Source organism: Paenibacillus sp. FSL E2-0190 (genome assembly GCF_037992965.1).
In the GTDB taxonomy this organism is placed as follows: Bacteria; Bacillota; Bacilli; order Paenibacillales; family Paenibacillaceae; genus Paenibacillus_AQ; species Paenibacillus_AQ odorifer.
The window spans coordinates 2363055-2380337 of record NZ_CP150306.1 but is presented as its reverse complement, the minus strand read 5'-3'; the positions used below and the strand labels follow the sequence as shown (position 1 = coordinate 2380337).

At 42.2% G+C, this 17283-nt stretch carries 13 protein-coding genes; 1 reads left to right on the top strand and 12 read right to left on the bottom strand.

From position 1 onward, the window contains the following. Positions 1-68: 68 nt before the first annotated feature. The 3 genes from NST25_RS10065 to NST25_RS10055 all read right to left on the bottom strand — a co-directional run bounded on the left by NST25_RS10065 (position 69) and on the right by NST25_RS10055 (position 4420). On the bottom strand, positions 69-2102 hold the full coding sequence (locus NST25_RS10065; RefSeq protein WP_340012280.1) for a methyl-accepting chemotaxis protein: 2034 nt from the start codon (positions 2100-2102) through the stop codon (positions 69-71). 196 nt (positions 2103-2298) lie between these two features. Beyond that, on the bottom strand, positions 2299-3345 hold the full coding sequence (locus NST25_RS10060) for a bile acid:sodium symporter family protein (protein ID WP_076125035.1): 1047 nt from the start codon (positions 3343-3345) through the stop codon (positions 2299-2301). A gap of 121 nt (positions 3346-3466) precedes the next feature. Beyond that, positions 3467-4420: a radical SAM protein gene (locus tag NST25_RS10055; protein ID WP_038569765.1), complete on the bottom strand. Its 954-nt coding sequence runs from the start codon at positions 4418-4420 to the stop codon at positions 3467-3469. 1597 nt (positions 4421-6017) lie between these two features. On the opposite strand from NST25_RS10055, the gene NST25_RS10050 reads away from it, so the two are divergent. After that, positions 6018-6572, top strand: a complete 555-nt coding sequence (locus NST25_RS10050) for a hypothetical protein (protein ID WP_076191281.1) — start codon at positions 6018-6020, stop codon at positions 6570-6572. Between the two features lie 581 nt (positions 6573-7153). On the opposite strand, the gene NST25_RS10045 is transcribed toward NST25_RS10050, so the two are convergent. The 9 genes from NST25_RS10045 to NST25_RS10005 form a co-directional block, all read right to left on the bottom strand. Continuing rightward, the gene (locus tag NST25_RS10045) at positions 7154-8371 is read right to left on the bottom strand and encodes a stalk domain-containing protein (RefSeq protein ID WP_256717189.1); all 1218 of its coding nucleotides are present in this window, start codon (positions 8369-8371) and stop codon (positions 7154-7156) included. Positions 8372-8560: 189 nt separating this feature from the next. Continuing rightward, positions 8561-9511: a nucleoside hydrolase gene (locus NST25_RS10040; RefSeq protein WP_340393898.1), complete on the bottom strand. Its 951-nt coding sequence runs from the start codon at positions 9509-9511 to the stop codon at positions 8561-8563. Between the two features lie 63 nt (positions 9512-9574). Continuing rightward, a complete protein-coding gene (locus NST25_RS10035) occupies positions 9575-9865 on the bottom strand; it encodes a hypothetical protein (RefSeq protein ID WP_036679330.1) in 291 nt (96 codons plus the stop codon). A 117-nt stretch (positions 9866-9982) separates the two neighbouring features. After that, positions 9983-11164 (bottom strand): MalY/PatB family protein, encoded by a 1182-nt coding sequence (locus tag NST25_RS10030; RefSeq protein WP_339190428.1) that lies wholly within the window; start codon positions 11162-11164, stop codon positions 9983-9985. Positions 11165-11474: 310 nt separating this feature from the next. Further along, the gene (locus NST25_RS10025; RefSeq protein WP_339191162.1) at positions 11475-12650 is read right to left on the bottom strand and encodes a collagen-like protein; all 1176 of its coding nucleotides are present in this window, start codon (positions 12648-12650) and stop codon (positions 11475-11477) included. Positions 12651-12933: 283 nt separating this feature from the next. Then, entirely contained in the window at positions 12934-13587 is a 654-nt protein-coding gene (locus tag NST25_RS10020) for a deoxynucleoside kinase (protein ID WP_339190426.1), read from the bottom strand. After that, positions 13584-14207, bottom strand: a complete 624-nt coding sequence (locus NST25_RS10015) for a deoxynucleoside kinase (RefSeq protein ID WP_076278612.1) — start codon at positions 14205-14207, stop codon at positions 13584-13586. Before NST25_RS10015 ends, NST25_RS10020 begins: the two co-directional genes overlap by 4 nt. Before the next feature lie 499 nt (positions 14208-14706). Continuing rightward, positions 14707-15843, bottom strand: a complete 1137-nt coding sequence (nspC, locus tag NST25_RS10010) for a carboxynorspermidine decarboxylase (protein WP_076125019.1) — start codon at positions 15841-15843, stop codon at positions 14707-14709. A gap of 10 nt (positions 15844-15853) precedes the next feature. After that, positions 15854-17053, bottom strand: a complete 1200-nt coding sequence (locus tag NST25_RS10005) for a saccharopine dehydrogenase family protein (protein WP_036679313.1) — start codon at positions 17051-17053, stop codon at positions 15854-15856. Between the last annotated feature and the right edge of the window lie 230 nt (positions 17054-17283).

Here is a 17283-nt window from a genome sequence, read left to right as displayed (position 1 = left end):
ACTATAACCCTGCAAGCTTAATATTTTATGAAAAAGAGATAAGGATTCCCTTAATTCATTTCAAACCCTTAGATCTTAAACTTATCTACTAACCCCTGAAGCTCTTTGGCACTTTGAGTATTTTCATCGGCCATAGTAACCTCCAGGAATGTTTTTTCCACGATATCCGCCGTTTTCACCGCGATATCCTGAATCCCTATAGCTCCTTCGTTTACTGTAGCAGCTACCTCATTAACGGCAATATTAATACTCGATATGGCCATACTCAAATGATCGGCTGCGCTCTCGAATTGTTTTAACAGCGTATTTACAGTAGCAGCATCACTGTTGTATTGCTGACTTACCTCAGTTAATCGTTCATAATCTGCTAGAACATTCTGATCAATAAAAGAAAGTAATGCCTCAGAATTCTCCTTCATGGATTCAACAGAGGAATATACACCTGTTACCACACCTTGAATTCCAGCCGCAATCTTAGACGACTTCTCAGCCAACTTCCGAATCTCACCAGCTACAACCGCGAAACCTTTGCCTGCCTCACCCGCTCTTGCCGCTTCTATAGCTGCATTCAGGGCCAGCAGATTGGTCTGACTGGCAATGGATAGAATCGTATCCGTCAGTACATTAATCTCTGCAATCGCGCTTGACTGTTCAATCGCTTTTTCCATATCGATTCGCACGGATTCATAAATTTGTTTAGCATTCGTCGTAGATTCTGTTGCCTCATCTTGGAGAGTCAGCGCCCGCTCACTAATTTGTCTAGAAACGGCAGCGCCTTCCTTCACATTATTGGTGATCCCGGATACATTGTTATCAATTTCAGTAATTGCTGCTGTCATTTCCTCTGTGGAGGCTGCGGTCTCTTCCATACCTGCCGATAGCTGCTGCGTAGTCGCTGAATTATCGTGGGCATTTTCCCGCACATCTATAGACAGCTTCTCCAGCGTTTCTGCATTTTCAAGCACTTTGGACGAGATCGTAATTAAGCTTCCAGCCATCTCACGAAGTGTAGCCCGAGTGCTGAACATCGCTTTGGCGATCGTCCCTGTCTCATCTTTGTTTTTAGTCAAATACTCATACTCTGAGTCATGCGTCAAATTCAATTCTGCCGTTTTATTAATCATGTCCGTTAGTTTAACAATCGGAGAAGAGATTTTTTTAGCAAAATAAAGAGCAATCAGCAAGGCAATAATCAAACTTCCCACACCAAGAAATAAGTTGAAATTTCTCATATCAGTGACAGGTTTCACGATTTCATCGAGGTCTGCGGTTAATACAAGCAACCAGTGCGTCTCAGGTAAAACTGTATAGGTTGATTTTTTTTCCACATCTTTATATGTATTATTGAGCAGGCCATCCGCTACCTTCTCACCAGATTTCACACGCTCCATAACAGCTGCGATCTGCGTATTCTCAATAGGCTGACCAATTTGTGTTTTATCCGGATAATATAATTTATTGCCGTTCTCATCCAGTAAATAAGCGTAAGAGCTCGTCGTGTTTACCACTTTGGTATCCGCCAAATACTTAATCATACTATCTGCGGAAACAGCTGACGCAATAAATCCAATCATCTTTCCATTACTCTTTACGGGCTGTACAAAAGCCACTACATAAGCTCCTGTGGATTTTGATTTCAGCGTTTCACTGATCACAGGCTCAGCCGTCTCCATTACTCTTTTCGTATAATCTCTTTCACTAAAATCTGTCCCTATAAGCTTAGTATCACTGTCAGCCACACTAATACCTTTCATATCACTGACTAGAATGTGCTCAAGGTTCCCGGCCTCCTCCACAATGCTTTGAAGACTGGCGTTCACCTCATTCTGAAGCTTATCTCCTTTGTTAACTCCACCATTCCCAGCTTGCAGCAGTAGATTAACAATTTCCGAGCGGCTCGCAATAAGCTCTGTGCTTCTCTGCTCTTTTGCTATCATGGCTGATATGGTCTGAGCTTTGTTCGTATTGACCTGCTTCATAGAATTCTCAGTAAGATTCACAATCGCCTGAGTTGATTTCAAATACGTAAATATCCCCATTACAGAAATACATAAAAGGGTCACACCTATCATAACAAGTGATAACTTTAGGCGAATCTTCATATTCTTTTCATCCTTCCGACTGCTTGTTCATTTGCGAACAATGAAATTGTAAATAATACAATTACTATCGGGTGGCAAAGTTGAATAGTGAATATAAATCGCGCAAAAATAAGAAATATATCATAAAATGTCGAAATTTTTCATGTAAATGAATAAAATATCACAGCTTTTAGGTCATATATCCTTCATAAGGTGGTTAACAAGGCCTGTCATCTGTCCTAGATGAACTATGTGGTTCTAGCTGAGAGACAGTATTCGCTTGCATTAATGCACCCTCACTTAACAGTCGTTTAGTTCTACTACGTAAAAATAGACCAGACATCGCAGCGAGTATTTGTTGGAACAACATCCCCGAAATTACTGGAAGCGCAACAGCAGGAGGAAAATATTTCACCGCTAATACAGCTCCCGCACTTAAATTCCGCATACCCGAATTAAACTGTACAGCCACGGAATCTTCATAACTAAAGCGGAAGCGGCGTGACACCAAAGCTCCGATTACATAGCCAAGCACAACGGTTATGAAGGTCACTCCAATTATGATCGCTAATTTGCCATCCGGATGTTTCAGATAACGGGCAATGCTGGCCCCATTAATAGAAACAACTACAAACAATCCGACTTTAACAAACGGAGCAAGCGGCGGTCCACATACTGTATTTACTTTCCCTTTTGTCCATTGATTCAGCAGCATCCCAACTACAGAAGGAATGACTACCATCCATAGCAGCCCTTTCATCATATCGCCTAGCTGAATTTCAACACTCGCTCCCATCAGCAAATATAAGGTACCCGGGACAACAATTGGCGACAAGAGCGTATCAATCAGAATAAGCGCCAATGTCAGCGCAATATTCCCTCCGTACATCGACACCCATACCACACTTACAACACCTGTAGGAATCGCGAACAGCAATACATAACCAGTTACTGTATATGGATCTCCCGGAAAAAAAGCCATGGCTGCAAGCCAGCCGATCAGCGGCATTACAATATGTAAAATTACCATTAGAATAATCAGCTTCTGAGGTTTCAGAAGTACCCCCAGCAGATCCTTTAGATTGGACTTCAAGCTCCCTATCAGCGTCATTACAGCGAAAATCCAGGGCACGAGACCTGTGAACGGCAGCAGTCTGCTTTCGTTAAGTACGCCGACCACGATGGCCGTGGGTGTTAATAACGGCATAATCTTTTCTAGAACAACATTAGATTTGATGAGTCCATTTCTTATATTAGCAAACACTTGGCAGTACACCTTATGTATGAAGCTCATACATCCCTTATCTTTGTTTTTTATTAAGTCTACCATAAAAAAATAGGAACCAATTCTTAAATTGGTCCCTCGAAGTAATCTATATAGAGTGTTAAACTTCTATGCCTTGTGGAAACAATGCATCCAGTGCTGGGCAGGGCTGCTTATCCAAAAACTGTGCCAATGGCGCTGGCATATTATTGTATAAATCTTTTAGTGAAGTTCCTTGATAAATGTTGCCGATAATCACCGGATGGCAAAGCTCTGAAATCAAAATGTCGCCATTTCCATGCAGATGAAGCTGCTTCTTCCCCTCGATACAGTGAGGAAAATACACACCCGGCTGCTCTTCGAACCCAAGGGCGTCCATAAAGCGGTCCATACAGGTGAAATACAGAATCGTATCTTCTTTCTTCCGTGCGATCAGCTCACTCACTGCATTCTTTAATTGTTCCCGTGCAGCTATAGACTTCCAACCCGTATGATCCATGATAATACTGTTCTGAATTTCATGTGTGCGCACGCCCATTGCGTAGACATGATCGCTGATCTCCTTCATATTATCCTGGGTTTCACTGAACAGCAGCGTCTCCAGTACGGTATCCACACTTGTTGCAGCGAATAGGGTAATATTTTCTCTTATTTTTTCATAGATGCTTGGATGAATATTATAATATTTTGAGAAAGCTTCCGCAGTAGTAAAATTGAAGGAAATATGTATAGTCGTTAATCCTGCGGAGACCAATTGGCCAATTCGTTCAGCATTTAAAAGACTGCCGTTGGAATTTAACTGTGTCTGAATCCCTCTGGATGCGCAGTAGGTTACAATCTCCACACAGTCATCGAACTTCAGCGTCACTTCTCCACCTGATAAGCGTACTCTTTTAAGGCCTGGAAGTTCGTCCAGAATGCGGATGACCTCTTTGGCTTTGATGCTTTGTCCATCATTTCTATTATATGCACAGCAATAATCGCAGCGGAAATTACAGTTCGAAGTTACCCCTATTTCTAACCCTTCCAGCTCATAAGTAAGCGGTTTGTCGAGCTCTAATGCTTTATATCTCATACTCTAAAGTCCTCCTGAAAAATAATGAATTTAGTTCAAAAGTTCAACCTTAGAGATTATATAGGTTTATGGCTTAGGTTAATGTGAGTTTTATAACATTCGGATTGCCAGCTATAACAGCTAACGATCGTGACTACGGAAATATCCGTTCTTCCAACCGGATTTGTCTCCAGTTTTCTTTGTTATTACCGTATCAATTGGTCGGATTCCGGAGACAACCTCTGCTAACGAGGCGAATTTTCCTTCGGAAAGCTTTCGGACAGTCGCTAACACGCCACAGTTTCAAAATTTCCTTTACCACTATATATTGGTTATACAATATAATAAAGGTTATATTTTACATTACTTTCACTCTGGATTATATAGACCATTTTAAATTAAAGGAGCTTCTATATGAAGAAAGTTTATCTGTAGGCGTTGTTGGCGAAGCCCCTAAAGTAAGAGAAGAGCACGTGAGCTTCACAAGTATTTCATTTGAGGAATTAGAAGAACACGCAAAAGTCAATGACACAAAGTTACCTACGACCATCAGAAGTTACAATCATATCTCCCTTGTATGGTACTCTCGAAGCGCATTCCTGAATCTCTCCTTCATTCGATTATGTTAATCATTGACAGATTTTCATAAGATCTTATATACTAATAAAAATCCGAAATATAGTATTTTTGGTAAAAAAGAGGAATCTGATACACCGAAAAATTGCCTCATTAGTACTGATTAGTTCTTTACTTCTTGGATCAACAGGTGTTGTAAGCGCTTCAAGTAGCAACAACAACGATGTCGAAGCACAGATTAGTAAGATTTATCAAGAAAGAGCGGATCTACTGGGAGAACATAAGGCTGGCTACGAAATAGAATATGAAAAGCTAGGGAAGGAACTAGAATCTTTGGGGGTAGATTATTTAACTCCAGAGGAAGCACAAGTTGTAATAGGACAAAAAATTCTTAGGAACAGACAGCTCACAAATACAACCATTTGTTGATTTACCGGCGAGCACAAATATTGTTTGGTCTAGTTTCCGGTCTAACTGGGTCAAAAATGGGGTTACATATGAAGTTCAACATGTAACGGCAGAATCTAATGCTCAAAATTCTGCACTCAAGAATACGGGAGTAACGTTTCTTTCAAACTCAAATTCAAGCGGGGGCTTCCAATCTTTTGGTGTCAGCTGCGACAACTACTCTTGGTTCATTTAATAGTTATGTAGGTGCTACCATAACTATATATGACGCGGTAAAGAACTTTATTTCTGATTCTTATCAAAGTTTAGCATTAATTACTAGTACAGTTAGCGGCGCTAGTGCATATTCTATTCCTACGTTTAGCTATGCTTCAACAACTGGTGCCACAACAAATGCAACAATAAATCAGGGATCATCGAAACAATTTAGTTACTGCCCTGTATCATAGAGATTCTTCTGCCGCAATAAATTATTATCTCAGCGGGCCTACTGCAACTTCTTTCATAACAAAAATTACTCTTACCGGGATTGATGGTAAAACCGTTCAAACTATTACCCCTGCTATGCCTATGGGTATGGGTTATTTATTGTAATAGATTTCAATTATTTGAAGTTGAGATTTGGAGGGGAATTATGAGATTAAAGGAACCTATAACCTTAATTTCAGTTGTACTATTTTTAGTGCTAATAGGTGTTGCTTTGTTTTTATATAACTACAATTTCCCGAAAAAGGTTAACGTAGAACGTACTGCCGTCGTGTTCACCCTTAACAACTCTTCTTCAGCTAAAAGTACCATAATTAAGGTTAATGGGACACTATATAAACCAATATTTGGTCAAAAGAAATTTGTTGGAAATGTCTCAATAGATGCCTATGACTTCACAAAAGATCAAGAGGTCACTGTATATATCACTAAAAGAAATAAAGGCATAAATATGAGTACTCTATTTTATCTAGACTCCTCCGCACCATACGAAATAAATCAATACGGTCTAATGTGGTTTGATGATAGATTTGAAAACATCAATATTTGGCCATCTACTAACTGGATAGATGTTAAAGAGAAGAATTTGGCTTTCATTGCTACGGGTTCTAATTATGAACAAGCATTACAAACTCAAATAATGATGAGAAAGAAATTTGGTGATATGTTTGTTCCTCATGAATATGATTCGTTAGTTAAATGACTTGAGTATTGCGATTAATGGAATTGATCCGATCAATAGAAAAGCCCTCTGCAGATGCAGAGGCCAATGAAGAACTTACAATTTTTCTGTGCTACTGCTTAATGAACGATAAAACACAACACCTGCTCCGAACTTCGGACTGGTTTCGTATTTTTGGTCTCTTTATGCCCTCAGTTGTGTTCACCTCCAACACTCGAAAGATTGGCGTTAAACGCTTATGAAGACAGCAATCGGCTGCCAGTTACGGCGGCTAATTATCCACGCCATCCATTTATCCATTTTTTCTTGAGATTTTGCATGTGCATAGTTATATCGTTGAGTGTAACCTCCGTATCTAAATAACGTTCTTCATACTTTGGTATTAAAAGATACTCGCAAGCAGCGGCATAGCAGTCCAATTGTTCAACACTCTCGTCTGATATTCTCTCTAAACAGTTGCATTCTGCCCATAAAAAAACCTTAGGTAGATAAAACACCCACCTTCAATAGTATTTATTCAATAGAGAACAGAAAAAACCTATCGCCTCCAAAGAGGCGATAGGTTTAACCTTCGCGGTACCACTCTTTTTGATCGTTGCTGCTTACTCTACTGACTTCCCCATCTCGTTCCAGACAGGCTGTCCGATCAGACCTAAACGCCAGATCGCAATTCCTTTAAGACCATAACGTTTAGCAAGTCCTACCTTAGAATTCACTGAAGATTCGTTTTCGCTATACACAGAGATCCCGAGGATCAGCTTATCCTTACTCACTTGCTGAAGCGCAAGCCGGATGCCTTCATCAACTAAACTCATCGGCTCTGGAACTTTTTTCTCTTGTAAATAATCGTACGCCATAATGACCAAATCATCTGCAAGTGTTCCTAAAGTTTTGTAATCATAACCTTTATAAGAACTATTTAATGGATGAAGAATAACGGTAAGTTTAAGTCCTGCTGCATGTGCTTTTTGTGATAGGTTTTTCACAAAAGCATTATAATCTGCTTGCACCTTCGCCTTATCACCTGTTAGACCTAGGCCCTCCAGATCCAGAGTAATGCCTTGGAATCCTTTTTGCGTTGCAAGATCTACGATTCCAGTAATCGTCTGTTCTTGAAGCTGTTTATCTTCCAGGTTCTTAGTTAACTCTGATGCGGTGTCTCCAGAGAAGACCATCAGATAAGGAGCTGTTCCACCTGCCGCTGCATTCGTGACAATTGATTCTGGTGTTACGTCACCAGCCGCCTGAGGCCATTTGAAATCAGTCCCCGTTGTGGTGAATTGCCCGGTTTTATCAATCCCACTCCAACCGAAGGCCATAGCATCAAAATTAGGAAGTAAGGAAATCTCACTATAAGAACTCAGCGCATAGAAACCAAGAGTGTACAGCTCAGTCTTCGGCGAAGTAATAGATACGGTCTTCGTGGATTGATTCCAAGCTACACCCGCACCAAACTGCTGGCCGAAGAAGCTAAGGGGAATCATCGTTGTATCCCGGATCGTCTGCGGAGCAACTCCTAACTTCACAACCGCGCCGTTAACACCTGCATTTTTGCTGCCAAGGGTCAGGGTTACCACTTTGGTCCCTGCAGTATCTGTTTTGGTAGCCGTAATTTTCTTCTGCGCTTGATTCCACTCGACATTAATTCCCAAAGCTTCAGATATAGCTCGGAATGGCACCATCGTTGTTCCGCTCATCACAACAGGTTCTACTGGAAATGGTAGTGGATAACCATCCAGCACAATACTAACTCCACCAGCTGTGGCTGCCTGTGTAGTATTTTGGAATAACGCCGTGGTGCCTCCTAGCGAAATAGCCATACATAATACTAATTTACCGATTCGCTTATTCATGAATGTTAAGTCTCCCTCTTCTATGATATGCAGTCTAATCTTGTAAACTCTTATATGTCCTCTACCATTTTACCAAAGATTATCCAATTGTAAAATTAATAGATTGTCATCTATGAGCTGCGAAATTATTTGTCATATTAGAAGAGGTCGGCAAAATTACATAAACACGCTCAAAAAGGTCCCCACTGCTCGTTCAACATCTACATCCACTGCAACTTGTATGGGTTTACCCACTTTTGGCTGAGCCCGCAAGTCCGCTACGACCATTCCCGATGTAAACTCACCTTTGTGCTCCACACGAACATTCATCTCTTTGTAGGTAACTAGATCTGGTTGCAGCGCAACCATAAGTGCGAGTGGATCATGCAGCGGTGCGCTGTTGATTAAAAAGTTCGCTTCACGATAGAAATTAAAATAATGAGTAAGCGATTGTTCCATAAACGAAATGATCGCTTTATTTTCTTCACGTCCAAAACGGTTTAATAAATCGATATGCTCTTGTGTAATCCGCGTCTTAAGCGTAACGTCTAGACCCACCATCATAACAGGAAGCCCAGATGTAAATACATGATCAGCAGCTTCCGGATCCCCAGCAATATTCGCTTCCGCAACCGGTGTTCTATTGCCGGGATTGAAGATCGTACCGCCCATCACCACTACTTTTTTCAAAGTATTCTTAATACCAGGGTCCATATCAAGCGCCATAGAAAGGTTGGTTAGATGTGCCAGTGTGACTAATACAATCTCTCCGGGATTCTCATTAGCCATCCGAACAATAAACTCAGATGCAGTTTCGTTAATGGGACGCTGGCTGGATGGAGCAATTTCCACATTGCCAATACCGTTCTCACCATGCACATGAGTGGCGTAGCCTGAGTGCTCACGAACAAGTGCCTTGGATGCTCCGATCGCTACAGGAATCTCATAACCGGGCTTAACAAGCTCGATTAGCCGCAGTGAATTGTCCGCCGCCTTTTCGACCTCAATATTTCCAAAAACGGTTGTAATTCCTTCTACAATTACGTTTGGAGCACGCAAGGCATATAGAATCGCCAGTGCATCGTCAATACCTGTATCTGCATCAATAATAATTCGTGTTTTGCTCATTTATGTTCTCTCCCATTATGTTTTTTTCATAAAAGCTATCATATCACGGCCAACGAGGGTCGCTCAATTTTTATTCAATTCCTGTTCTTTAAAGGCTTCAATAAACCGCTCAGGATCGCACTCTATCAAATAAGCATACACGCCCTTACTCGTGTGGAGATAGAACATGCCGCCCATATCCCCCATTGAGCGATAAGACATATCGAAAATATCTTTTAGCGGGAATTCCCGATGGCGTGTTACAATTCTATCTTGATACAGATACATTAGCCGATTCGAAGCAACACTTCGTTGTTCTCCATCCCTAATTTCTCGTTGTATCTTATAATACGGAAGCTGAGCTACCCATTTCATTTGCAGTCCTCCTGCTTGTCGTAATGGACTCTATTTTATTATTCTTTTTACCCTATTGCAAAATAAAGAAGCTTAACGATCCCATTAGCGGAATCATCAAGCTTCAGTAATCACCGTTTATTTCGTTGTATAAGCTGCGGCTGCCTTGCAAAAGCGTTCCAATGCCTCAACTAATGTGGATCTCGGACAAGCCAGATTAATCCGCAGATGGCCTTTGCCTTCTGTTCCAAAAACAGAACCTTCATTAAAAGCCACTTTAGCCTCTTTGTACATCAGCTGCTTCAGACCGTCTATTTCCAAGTTCAGTTCGCGGCAATCCACCCAGAGCAGGTAGGTTCCTTGCGGCTGCATCACATGAACCTGTGGTAAATGCTCCGCCAAATAGCTGACCGTATAATCCACATTATCTGATACATATTGTAACAGCTCATCCAGCCATTCTTCTCCGTCATTGTAAGCGGCTTGTACCGCTCCTTGCGCGAAGAAACTAGCCATATGTAAGCTCAAGGCTTTCATTTTTTGATCAAATTTACGTTTCAATTCCGGATTCGAGGACACGATAAAAGAGGATTGAAGCCCCGGAAGATTGAAGGTTTTGGTCGCAGCAAGGGTGGTTAACGTAATATTGGCAATTTCCTCAGACAAGGACGCAAAAGGAATATGCTCATAACCTGGAAGCGCCAAATCACAATGGATCTCATCAGAGATAACTGTCACTCCGTGACGCAAGCACAGTTCACCGAGCTTCAACAGCTCTTCTCTTTCCCATACTCTACCGCCTGGATTATGCGGACTGCATAACAGCAGCAGCTTCGCTCCACCCAACATCAACCCTTCCAATTGCTCATAATCCATCTCAAAGCGCCCATTATGGACGATAAGCGGATTCTTGGCAACCTTCCGGTCATTCATCTGGATGACATCATAAAAGGGATAATAAACTGGCGATTGTAAAATAACCTCGTCCCCAGGCTCAGTAAACAGTTCAACAGAGAGGCTTAAGGAAGTTACAATTCCGGGAGAATCTGAAATCCACTCCGGTTTGATCTGCCAATCATGCCGTCTTTTAAACCATGACGTGATGGCTTCTTTATAAGTATCACTAGGTACACTGTAACCGTAAACTCCTTGTTCTGCGCGGCGCAGAATGGCTTCCTTCACTGCGGGAGGACTTTCAAAATCCATGTCTGCCACCCAAAGCGGCATAATATCCTTCTCACCAAACAACTTCTCGGATTGGTCCCATTTGTAAGAGCTAGTATTACGGCGGTCAATTACGCGATCGAAATCATACTTCAACTAGAGTCACCTCATCCTTATAAACTTATCTTTTATTGTATCATGAGGAAACCGATATGGCATCTTAAGATAGAATCAAAAGAATTCACATAAATAGATGATGAATTTTAAGTTGTTAGACGATAGAAAAACAATAGAATGTTAGCATCACCTTGATTAAAAAATGAACTTGTTCGATTGCTGCTTTTTTGAAAGCCAGTAAATACTCTGAGTAAAGAGGAAGACCTTCGTTCGTCCTCCTCTTTACAATAATCATAAGTAAAATCACCAATATTAAGAGGACCAACTTATCTATACGAAATACACCTTGTTACGCTAATTGTGTAATAACGAGATGTGCTGAAACAGATCTTGTTCCTCCAGCGAGAGGAGTAATAGTAAGTGCAGTAGAGTTACCAGCAGGATTGCGAACGGTCAGGATGGTGTTAATGACCGTTGTTTGCACTATAGCCATTTCTACGATTTGCGATGTACCTGTTGCACGTCCAACAACAGTATAGGCAAGATCCGCACCATTAAGAGTCAAGATGAGTTGTCCCGCTTCGGTTACACTAACCTGAAACAAAACCTGATAAGTCCCTATTGCCGCTAAATTAAACGAACTAGGACCTGTTCGTGCTATTGTTGTCCCGCTAGTAGGTCCGTTTTGAGGAAAACTTACGTCTGTGCCCGGTGCTACAGTTGCTGCATTATCAGGAGGCATTAGGGCAAAAAAATCAGCAAAACCTAATACGCCTCCTGTTGCCCCGGTTGCGCCCGTTGCTCCTGCTGCTCCCGGTGCTCCGGTTGCTCCCGCGGCTCCTGCTGCCCCCGGTGCTCCTGCTGCTCCCGGTGCTCCTGCTGCTCCCGGTGCTCCGGCCGCTCCCGGTGCTCCTGTTGCTCCAGCTACTCCCGGCGCTCCCGGCGCTCCCGGCGCTCCCGGTGCTCCTGTTGCTCCGGTTGCTCCCGGTGCTCCTGGTGCTCCCGGTGCTCCCGGCGCTCCCGGCGCTCCGGTTGCTCCTACAAAACCTTGTGGTCCTATAGCTCCTGCAGGACCCGGTAAACCTTGCGATCCCTGAGGACCTACAACTCCTTGGGCACCCGGAACGCCTTGCGCACCCTGAGGACCAACGGGGCCCGCTACACCCTGAGGACCAATCGCTCCCGCTGGCCCGGGTTCACCTTGAGGTCCTTGGGGTCCCGGAGGGCCGCCTGCAGGTCCTTGAGGTCCTTCAGCTCCTTGGAGTCCTCGTGCTCCTTGAGCTCCGGGAATGCCTTGGGCCCCTTGTATTCCTTGGAGTCCTTGTGCTCCTTGTGGCCCTTGCGGTCCTGTAGCACCAACGACTGTGGGAGTAGTAACATTCACTTCTGGTGGAGGACAGGTTACTTTTACAATCTTCTTAATAACCTTTCGGCGATGTTCTTTTCTTTTTCTTTTCGAAGGAAATACAGTGGCGACTTTTTTCTTATGACACTTTTTATCGTCTGGACAACTCAATGCGTACACCTCCCTATAAAGATAGTTCAGTGTACGCATCTTATTAATTTTAGACATGGACCAATAACTAGTTTCTATTAGACTGGAACCTATTTTTATAAAAAAAGGCTAATAAAATAGGAGGTGGCCCTTAAGCACATTACAATGTCCACACCATTTTAATTTACTTTTCGTATTTTATGATTAGGACAACTGACACTTCCCTATTAGCCCAAATCATAGATTTGGGTCTTTTTTTATGAGCATATAAAAAAACAACCCCCAAACCACGGGAGCTGCTAATCATCAACTATTATATTGTATCAACAGGCTTACGAATGGTGTTGCCTACCTTCGTAAGAATATCCGCCATTGATGCCGAATCATTCACGTCATAATCATCAATGTTCAGTCGGAGCACTGGGCAAGCTGTAAACTCATTGATCCATTTCGAATATCTGCCATGCATATGCTCCCAGTAGGACACGTCCGTTTGAATTTCCATTTCACGGCCACGTTCATTAATTCGCGCTAAAATAGAAGGAAGACTGCCTTCAATATAAATCAGTACATCAGGGTGCGGGAAATAGGGTGTCATAACCATAGCTTCATACAAGCTTGTATAGGTTTCATAGTCTGTCTTAGACATCGTGCCTTGATCCGCATGCATTTTAGCAAAAATACCAGTGTCCTCATAAATCGAGCGATCTTGAACAAAACCACCGCCAATTTCGAACATTTTCTTCTGTTCTTTAAAACGTTCGGCTAAGAAATAAATCTGTAGATGAAAACTCCATCTCTCAAAATCATGATAGAATTTTTCAAGATAAGGATTATGATCAACTTGCTCCAGCGAGGTTTGAAAATTCAACCTTTTAGCCAAAGCACCTGTTAAAGTGGATTTCCCCACCCCCACGGTTCCTGCCACGGTAATTATGGCGTTATCTGGGATGTTATATGGATTCATTTCATTAGCTCCTTTAGGTGAGAGGCAATTTCGACGAAGTGTTCTGGGTTCTCCACGAAATCGACTGCATTTCCATCTATGGTAATAATAACGGTAGACGGCTCTTGAATCGCTAGAGAGGCCATCGCATCATCATAATCTTCTATCAATTGCTGCAAATACGCAGTATCCATATCCCCTTCAAAAGGGCGTCCGCGTTTGGCAATTCTTTTTAACAAGGTATCGAGATCCGCTTTTATATAGAGAATAATATTTGGCTTCGGCAGGTCATCCGTCAGCACATGATAGATTTGTCGATACTTTTCTCGTTTCGTTCCCTTCAGCGTTCGTTCCCCAAAGATAAGGTTCTTATAAATATGATAATCCGAGATCACCGGTTTACCTTTATCTATGTATTGAGTTACTGTATCTTCAAGCTGCTTGTACCGATTACAGAGAAAAAACATCTCCAGTTGAAAGCTCCAGTCATCCATGTTCTGATAAAATTTAGCTAGAAACGGATTTTCATCAACAATCTCCTTAATAATCGGTAAGTTTAATTCCTCTGCAAGCATCGAAGCTAATGTTGTTTTTCCAGCCCCGATCGGGCCTTCCACTGCAATAAACGGTGCATGTTTCATTGATGCTGACTTCCTCCTCAGATACGGACCCTTCAATAACTATTTTTAAAAACAGACTAAATTATTGTATCACATGAGACCTTACTTGTGAGCGGCTAATTATGAAGAAACTTTTCCAGTAATACAAGTATACAACTGTAAGCTAGACCCAATAACAAGAGAAGGATCCCTATGAAAAAACGGTTCGATATCTATCTTCTCCCCATCCCCACGAACATGAATCGGACCGAGGAGACTCTATTTCCGAAAAATCGGCTGTATCAGCATACAATCGGACTCAGTTGCAGCTATTCTACCAAATGCGCCCTAAAAACAGTCACTATCCGGCCAATAAGAGCCATACTGTCCATAACCTTAGCTAAATAAGCTAATAAATACCAATAGCTGCTATACGGTCCTTAGCTTCACTTCTCTTTTCCTAGATGTAATCGCGCATTCAAAGGACTGGAACCATAGCAAAAAAGGTGTCCCTGAAGGGACACCTTTTTAGATCATTCTATTAAGATAAACGTCCGCTGAAATCTTCGAAAGCGAACTGTTTGATTACTTTAATTCCTTCTTCGTCATTGTAGCTGACGATAGCTGGCAGATTCACGCCGTTAAACATATGGTTCTTCACCATAGAATAATGCGCCATATCTAGGAATACGAGTCTATCGCCGTATTTCAAAGGCTCCTTGAAGGAATAATCTCCAATCACATCTCCGGCTAGGCAAGTCATTCCACCTAATCTGTACGTATAAGGATATTCCCCAGGTTGTCCAGCATCGATAATGTTCGGACGGTATGGCATAGCCAGTACATCTGGCATGTGGCATTCAGCCGAAGTATCGAGAATCGCAATGTCCATTCCGTTATGCATAACATCTAGAACGGTAGCTACCAAATATCCAGTATTAAGCGCAACGGCCTCACCTGGCTCCAGATAGATTTCCACACCGTAAGTCTCTTTCATATGCAAAATGCAGCGGACAAGGGTCTCCAGATCATAATCGGGACGTGTAATATGATGACCGCCACCAAAATTAAGCCATTTCATCCCTTTGAGATAAGGTCCGAACTTCTCTTCGACTACCTTGAGCGTACGCTCCAGTGTGTCAGAATTTTGTTCGCACATGGTATGGAAGTGTAATCCATCAATCCCCTCAAGCTCTTCAGGTCTAAAGTTAGGGAGAGTTACTCCCATTCTGGAATAATTGTAGCATGGATCATACAGCGGAACTTCGATCTCGGAATACTCCGGATTCACTCGAATGCCGCAGCTGATGTGCTTCGGTGCATTTTTCACACGATCCTTGAATCGATTCCACTGGTCAAAAGAATTGAACACAATGTGATCGGAGTATTCAAGAAGCTCATCGAATTCACTGTCCACATAAGCTGGTGCGTAGACATGAACCTCTTTGCCCATTTTTTCATAGCCAAGTCTGGCTTCGAATAAGGAGCTGGAAGTTACGCCATGCAAGTACTTGCCAACTAGCGGATACAAGGAGTGCATAGAGAAGCCTTTTTGCGCGAGCAAAATCTTAGCTCCTGTACGTTCTTGTACAGAATTCATAATCTCAAGATTGCGGGTAAGCAATCTTTCATCTACAAGGTAACATGGTGACGGGACAACGCTGATATCAATATCCATCAATCGCGCCTTAGTCTAGCAGCGTTGGCGAGAAATCTTCTTGCCAAGGCAGACCATGTTTATTCAAAGCTTCCATGAATGGATCTGGATCGAACTCTTCTACGTTGTACACGCCTGGTTTCTTCCAGATTCCTTTTATAATTAACATTGCTCCGATCATTGCAGGAACGCCTGTAGTATAGGAAATGGCTTGGGAGCCAACCTCTGCATAACATTCTTCATGATCGCAAACGTTGTATACATAATAAGTTTTTGGCTTACCGTCTTTAGTACCTTGGATGATACATCCAATGTTAGTTTTACCTTTTGTTCTTGGTCCCAGGGAAGCTGGGTCAGGCAGCATTGCCTTCAAGAATTGCAAAGGAACGATCTCTTTACCTTCGTACATGATAGGCTCGATAGAAGTCATACCCACATTCTCAAGCACTTTCAAGTGAGTCAGGTAGTTCTGTGAGAAAGTCATCCAGAAACGGATCTTTTTCACGCCCTTGATGTTAACAGCCAAGGATTCCAGCTCTTCATGGTACAAAAGATAAATATCTTTAGGTCCAATTTCCGGAAGATCGTAAACTTTCTTCTCAGAAAGTGGTGCAGTTTCAATCCACTCGCCATTCTCGAAATAACGGCCATTAGCTGTAATTTCACGAATATTGATTTCAGGATTAAAGTTTGTAGCGAATGGATATCCATGATCGCCAGCGTTGGCGTCTACAATATCAATGGTATGGATCTCGTCAAAATAGTGCTTTTGCGCGTAAGCCGTGAATACGCCTGTTACTCCTGGGTCAAATCCACTGCCGAGCAAAGCGGTAAGGCCAGCTTTCTCAAATCTTTCTTTGTAAGCCCACTGCCAGGAATATTCGAATTTCGCTGTATCTTGTGGTTCATAATTGGCAGTATCCACATAGTGCACTCCTGTTGCCAGGCACGCATCCATGATCGTCAGGTCCTGATATGGGAGAGCGACATTAATAACGACATCCGGCTCAAAGCTCTTGATCAGTTCAATGACTTCGTCCGTGTTATCTGCATCGAGCTGAGCAGTAGAAATCTTCGTGCGGCCTCCGGCTAATTTATCTTTCAGAGCGTCACATTTCGCGACAGTTCTGCTAGCAATGCAGATCTCTTCAAATACATCCGGGTTCTGGCAGCATTTATGAACAACAACACTTGCTACGCCGCCAGCGCCAATAATTAACGCTTTTCCCAAAATAAAAACCTCCTAAAATTCCATTTGCAAAATCAACAAGGCTGATTATACATAATATTTTTGAATAAATCAATAAAAACCGACAAAAAATGATGTGTTTTGTGTAAAATCTCTAAGAAATCTTGTTAATACTCTTAAATGCTCATATTTCCTCGATTATCCACGTGTATAGATCAAGTGTTTTGCTGGAACAGAGTGGATTTTCAGAAACTAGGGCAACTAGATTATTC

Excerpts from the sequence above, each read along its gene's own strand:
- nspC (WP_076125019.1), bottom strand. The coding sequence starts at position 15,843 with ATGGATATTGATATCAGCGTTGTCCCGTCACCATGTTACCTTGTAGAT.
- NST25_RS10020 (WP_339190426.1), bottom strand. The coding sequence starts at position 13,587 with ATGAATCCATATAACATCCCAGATAACGCCATAATTACCGTGGCAGGA.
- NST25_RS10055 (WP_038569765.1), bottom strand. The coding sequence starts at position 4,420 with ATGAGATATAAAGCATTAGAGCTCGACAAACCGCTTACTTATGAGCTG.
- NST25_RS10015 (WP_076278612.1), bottom strand. The coding sequence starts at position 14,207 with ATGAAACATGCACCGTTTATTGCAGTGGAAGGCCCGATCGGGGCTGGA.
- NST25_RS10040 (WP_340393898.1), bottom strand. The coding sequence starts at position 9,511 with ATGAGCAAAACACGAATTATTATTGATGCAGATACAGGTATTGACGAT.
- NST25_RS10035 (WP_036679330.1), bottom strand. The coding sequence starts at position 9,865 with ATGAAATGGGTAGCTCAGCTTCCGTATTATAAGATACAACGAGAAATT.
- NST25_RS10065 (WP_340012280.1), bottom strand. The coding sequence starts at position 2,102 with ATGAAGATTCGCCTAAAGTTATCACTTGTTATGATAGGTGTGACCCTT.
- NST25_RS10050 (WP_076191281.1), top strand. The coding sequence starts at position 6,018 with ATGAGATTAAAGGAACCTATAACCTTAATTTCAGTTGTACTATTTTTA.
- NST25_RS10045 (WP_256717189.1), bottom strand. The coding sequence starts at position 8,371 with ATGGCTATTTCGCTAGGAGGCACCACGGCGTTATTCCAAAATACTACA.